Origin of the sequence: Silvimonas sp., assembly GCF_031291215.1 — a bacterium.
Lineage (GTDB): Bacteria > Pseudomonadota > Gammaproteobacteria > Burkholderiales > Chitinibacteraceae > Silvimonas > Silvimonas soli.
Genome location: NZ_JARLJK010000141.1, coordinates 1 through 6,339 on the forward strand (window position 1 = coordinate 1; position 6,339 = coordinate 6,339).

At 59.2% G+C, this 6,339-nt stretch carries 1 protein-coding gene; it reads left to right on the forward strand.

Annotated elements, in window-relative coordinates:
• The first annotated feature begins 3,703 nt into the window (after positions 1-3,703).
• Positions 3,704-3,862 (forward strand): hypothetical protein, encoded by a 159-nt coding sequence (locus P4L78_RS18165; RefSeq protein WP_309329630.1) that lies wholly within the window; start codon positions 3,704-3,706, stop codon positions 3,860-3,862.
• Positions 3,863-6,339 lie beyond the last annotated feature (2,477 nt).

A 6,339-nucleotide genomic window follows, 5' to 3' on the forward strand; every position in this document is an offset into this window, starting at 1 on the left:
GCCGCATAGCAGAGTGGCCAGGAGGCGCACTAGGAATGCATGCGGCGTCACTGCGGAGCGGCGCCCGTCACGCCAAGACGTTCCCTGCCCCTGAAGCCCTCATGAAGTTTCACTCTTGCCATTCGCGTCGTGTGGCTGCCGAGTCGCCACCGCGAATTTTTTCCTATATGTGAGGATGACTAGTTCAGAGGCCCCACTTAGAGACTTCAGAGGCTTAGTTTAAGCTAATGCAGCCGCGGACGGGGCCGTTATCCGAAGCCCAGGCAGGACGAGCAAGGGCGCAGCGTGCGGTGCTGCGATTTCGTGCGCCTGTGCACATCCCGACCCCACTGGGGACACCGGGCGCCGACCCCCCCCACGCCAGTTACTACACCTGCGCCCACGGAGCCCCGGTGTAGCGACGGCGTGGAGCAGAGACGAAGACGACGAAGAACCAGTACCGCACACCGCCCAACATTGGGCCAACAATGGTGAGCTCATTCAGCGACGCCGTGGAGGCAGCGGTTCTGGACGCCACCCTGCGGGAGAAGCAGAAGACGACGAAGACAACCGAGAAGGGCCGCAAGACCAACTCCAAGACGAGCGCCGCCCCGCCGTCCAAGCCAACGGACACTCCCGTCACGACATGATTGCGTGTGGCGGCGCTTGAGCCCTACTGCAGGAGAAGACCACAAGGTGACGCCGGCGGGAAGAAGACGCCGATGGTGTTGGTGACGACTGGCGGCGGCGGCAAGGGCTCAGGGGACCCGGACAGCGAGCAGCTCTAAGCGGATGCGTCACGACACGAAGAAGAAGCGCGACGACGACTACACGGGGCGGTGAGTGCACACATACACATTCTTCTTTTCTATATTCTTACACCCCCACACCATCCTCTGCCCGGGGGGGGGGCGCTGCTGCGGCGGCAGTGCTGCTGCGGCAGTGGACGGCTCAATTCTCGCATGTTCATGCGGATTAGCTCTCGGTTGGTTATTTTCCAGGCGCTGTGCGCGGTAGCGACAGCGCCAGCCGTCTGCGGGCGGTGAGGCTGGCCTGCGGGCAGCCTGGGCAGGCGCCTGCGGGGCCTGTTTGTTCGCGGAGTGAATTTTGGCGGTATGATCTTGGCTGGGCTGGAGGCCAGTTGACACCGGCGGGGGACGGTGTAGTATTACGCTGCTCGTGCGCGAGGCGTTGGCGTCAACGTGGCTGCGGAAGGCCGGCGCGTAGGACGTGACTGCGGATTGCGATCCCAGTCTCTGTTCAACGAGCTGCCAGCGGGAGCTGGTCGTGCGGCCTGTGCGTACAGTGTGTTGCACCCACGCTTGCGAGCGGGGAACCTTCACAACCACTGTGCCACGGCCGGCGACAGCTCCCCTGTGTGGGCTTCAACCTTGCGCCACCCCCCCCCCCTCCTCCCGTTTCCGCGAGGAAGGAGAGGGCGCCACTTGTGTTGCTGCGGCAGCCGTGGCACTCGTGACCTCATTTGCCCTGCGGGGCGTGAGTGTGTACCCCCTTGCGAGGGGATTCGAGGTAATGTCCCAAGGTAATGGTCCCAAGGTAATTGTCCCGCGGTATGTCCCATGCCTTGCGAGGCTGACAGTGTCACTGGTCCCGTGCCCTGCGGGGGCGGGCAGTGACATGTCCCGTGCCCTGCGGGGCGCAGTGTTCGTACCCCACGTGGGTGGATCACTGTGTTTAGCCAAAAATGTCTTGCGAGACAGATGTGTGAGCCGCAAGGCTACAGGTTGTTTACCCATTGCCCTGCGGGGTGTTATCGCTATCTAACGCCTGCGGGCGACGCGTACCGATGCCGCGCTGCACCCTGCGGGGCACAGTGCTCGTATCCCACGTGAGTGGATCGCTGTAGTTAATTTACCGTCTTGCGAGACTTATGCGTGAGCCGAAAGGCTACGGGTTTTTACCCATTTTCCCTGCGGGGTATTTATCGCTATTCAACGCCTGTGGGCGATGCGTATCGAAGCCATGCTGCGCCCTGTGGAGCAGGGCGCGCCCGTAAGGGGACGCCGCGATGATCTTGTGCCTGCGGGCTTGCGCTGTGATCTCCCTGTCTCCCTTGCAGTCGGGCGTGGAAGTATACTGCTGGCAGCAAGCGCTTGGCTGGCAGGTGCATTCACCGCTAATGCGGCTCAGATTATGAGCGCAGAGGTCAACGCGTGCACGTCAGCGTTGATCGCGCGATGGCCGTTGCTGGCCTAGCTGCCATTGTGGAATTGTGCCCAAGGTAGCGTAAGATATCAAGCACACGGTGGATTACTCAATGAGTGGCGTGGCGAGCGCGCGCCTCACGGCCCTCACCAAGTCGGGATCGTTGCCTACAAAGTTCTAACGCGCCCCCCCCCCTCCCAGCCCGACGCTTGCGAGCGTGGGTTACATGATTGTGTGTGTCTTGCAAGCGTGCGTGGTGTGGCGTTGTTGTGTGTAGTGTGTGGTGCCTTGTTTCGTGTGCGAATGTGACCTGTTCGTCCCCCACACTGGTGAATCCTAATTGTCCGGTTCGACTGCGGTCAAGCCGGATCCGTGTCGCCCCTTATGGCGACCAGCATGGCGAGGCTCCCCCCCTCGGCCACGGGCGAGCTGTGGCAGTGGTTGCAGGAGCATCTGCTTGTCACGGCGCCTCCGCAAATCGGCGGCATAGTCGACCCCCGTCTGCATCCCACCCTTGCGAGGAGTGGGACGGCAGTTTGAGACCCCGCATGGCGCACCCAATCCGAGATTACTCCATTGGAAGGCGCCGTGCGGCCCAACGGCAGGAATGGGCGTGAGCGCCCCGCCTGTAAACACGCTTCGCGGTTTCGCGAATGCGTCGCGCCTCAGGGCCTCATGCCCAAGGTTAGGCTACCTCGTCTGCAACCTCCTTGGGCTTGGCCCGAGGAGTGCTTCAGGGAAGGCAGTATCCATGCGTTCTGGCCCTTGTTGAGGGATTACAGTACCGAATCGGTACACTGTACTGCAGCGGCAGTGCTCGGCTGCGGCCTTGGCGCCAGAGTGGTGTCGTGGATACGCCATAGAAGCTTGGTATTTGAGCTTGTGAAGCCTTCGCAGGCACGTTCGATCATGACTCAAACACCTCGCCCAGATTTGAAAGGGCGAACCACCATTTCCCAGCGGGAGGCGGTGGCGTTTGCATGTGTGGAAATCTAGTGATTTCTCGACACGGGTGCGACTCGAGTCGCTGCCAGGAAGCCGCACTGTGTGTTGCCGCTGGGCATTGTGGTGCGGCCAGGGAAAAAGATGCTGTTAATTAATATTTGATGGGCGATATTCAATTGCTGGACGCCCTCCTCCGCCATCAAAAATGACTCCCTCCCCACGTTCCAGTGGGGTGTAGGGGACGGAGGCTCCATGTGAGCTGCTGTGAGCACCACGGGCCACGGCCCACCGTGACGGGCGGAAGCCGCCGAACCCGAAATGTTTCGGGTTTCACTGACAGCGCGCGTGCTACGACTACGTTGTCCTGCCTGCTGGATGGGCTTTGGCCTGTTCATTTACCACACGATTTCTAAAGTCCCATCAACCATCCTGCGGAAGGCAGGGTTCCATGTGATTTCGTACCTCGACGATTTTCGGCTGCGCTGCAAGCGCCGATGCACGTCCCGGCTCGCCTTAATGCTTTATGGTGTGTGTGGGGCCTCTGTTACTATATGGCGGCAGTGTGTTGGCGGTATCGAAGTCTCCGCAAGTGGCAAGCCAGGCCATGGAACCTATGATGGATGTGCTGGGATGTGGGTTAGAATTCTGCGGTTTCGTGCCAGAGCAAGGAAAGGATGCCAAGTTGAAATTAGTAAAAATCCTTCTCCGGCAGGCCAAGGTGGTCTGCGTTGACGTGAAAGTCATGACGGGGAAGGGGAACGCGCTGGAATAAAGTTGGATGAGGTTATTTCGCCAATTGCTTCTAAAGTACCGTTGCTCACTGGACCTGTTGGCCGCCAAGGGCAAAATTTATGACTCGGAGAAGAGGGCAGGTTGCCTCTGGTTAAGCGAGAAGGGCACTCCGCGTCCTCAGAGAGCCTGGGAGTGCCTCTAGGCTTGGATGTCAAACCGCAACATGGCTGTCAAGCTGGTGCGTTTAAAGATGCGTGCATGGACGGCTGCGCGATGTGACGGCTCGGGAGGAGCTGTCTTGCGTGAAGCAAAGTTCAACAGCCACAAGCTACCCGTGCGGAATTCACATCAAAGGAGATGTGGGCGATTCGAACAGTCGCTATGTCCCCTGTGTACCGGTACACTCCTCGCATTCGAATCCGCCATGTGGACCTGTACACGGACAATGAGCTGGTGGAATACACATGGCTCAAGGGATCCAGAGCGGTCATTGAGCTGCAAGCGTTCGCGGAGGAGCTGCCGATTTCAGATGACGAACATGACACGCTCAGGCGGCGGCCTGAGCAAGTCCGAGTCAGAGCAACCATGTATCGGACGCAGCGTCCTGGGGGGACGTGGCTGACAAGCGAGCCGGCGTTTTGATCACAACGATCACCGCCTGAACCCCACCATTTTCTGCAGGGGCAAGCTGCCGCGGCGGCTCCCTGCACGATCGACGCATGTGCGCATGCGGAGAACGCGCAAGTGCGACGCTTCATTGGGCGTCTGAGCACTGAATCTGAGACTTAAAATTAAGTCTGGGCCAATGCGTTGGCCTAAGAATTCTTGCCGGCTGCGGACGGCACGAGGGAATTCATCAACTGTTACTGCAACCCGCCGTGGCCGATTATAAGTCCGCTGTGGCGGCATTTCCGGTTCGGTGGCGTCGAACGTGCCCAATATTCCACAGAGCAGTGGTATGTGGCAATCCAGCGAGACGCAGCACGAGTGTGGCGCATCGCAAAAATGGGTTGTTCAAAGGAGAATCTGAGGATTGAGTCGATTTCCGACAGCCCTCCAGGGCTTACTGTATAACCGAGGGACCTGTCCCGTGGGGCGCTCTCGCGGTTGAATTAGTGTTGAACGATGGCCTGCGGGCCCAGAGCGCTCCTGAGGGAGCACACGGCTAGGAGAACGCGCCCAGCTAATCCGTTGCAAACTTGCAATTGCGATTGTACCGGGGGTACAGCTAATTGAAAGTCGGTATGAGTACCGGACGTGCTCGAGCTGTGTCACGGCAGCTACGAGTGAAATGTTATGCGGTAGCCTGCAGTTGCACACACGAGGTGAAGGCTCACCGCGCGATGTGATTCAAGGAGAATGACGAGGCGGGGCGCGCCATCGTGCACGCGCTGGACTGCCCCTACATACTGGTACGCTCAACAGCGTACATTGCAAACCGCTTCTGTGGCAATGCCCGAGTCGTCTGGCCGGATCTTCACTGGACGCGGCGGTTGGCTTCTGCGGGGAGCATTTTCGTGCATTCTGTGACGCCACGGCGCCGATGGGCCGTGGTGCTATCGTCCGAAGATAGGAAATTTAGGTAACGCGCACGAGGTTAGAATTGTTCTTGTCCACTTCCGCCAAGGAGCAGCTAGCCGGCGGAGTGGCTGCGAGAGGGCCTGTACTACAGTAATTTTCAGCGCAAGATTCTGAACGGCTGGAACAATGCGCGGATTTCCGATGCAGTGGCAGCAGCACGCATCGGTGCGGATGCTCTCTTCTGCTCGATCATGTAGTGCACCGGCCTGCAGACGGCCGGCAGTGCCAGGTACATTCCGTTGCTGCAGCAGAGCATTGATGCTCCAAGCCTCCGACGATGATTCCGGTGAGGAAGTAAAAATGTTCGGCGCTAGCTAGAGAGCAAGGACATCACTTCACCCATGGCAGCGCACGCGTGTTGGCCCTGTTGGGTGCAGTCACTGTCACATCTCGGCCTGGCCCGGTGCCGGGTTACGCTTCTATTCTGTTTCGATGCTTGTTGATGCCGTAGACAGCGCTGTGGCGCATGGTACGCCCAAAACGCGGTCCAAATTCTGGAGGCGCGCTTCCCGTAGTGGGCGCATGAGGCTGGCTTACCACTGGTTACCAGTAATCGCGAATCATGGCAATCGCCAACGATGCTTACGTGAGCCATGCTGCGGATGCAGACGCAGCGGGGGTTCCAGACGCGCATATTTGCAAGGAGAGTTACTGGCAGGAAGCTACTCGCCAGTACTATGTAGAAGGGCGGGTGATAGTATTTTTTTTTGAGAATGAGCTGTCGCCGGGCTGTCGCAGAGATTTGCGCCGATCTGATGGCCCGTCGGACACGGGGCTGCGGCCCCCTGGATAAGCTTTGGGGGATGAGGTCTGGAGCTTGGGGTTGTAGTCCCGGCTTTGCAGTTTCCTTTGAAGTCTCCGTTCTAGTGACGGTGACGTCTGTCCCCAAACCTTTTCATGTGTCCGTGTTCCCCTTATGTGTCCACACACTCTCCC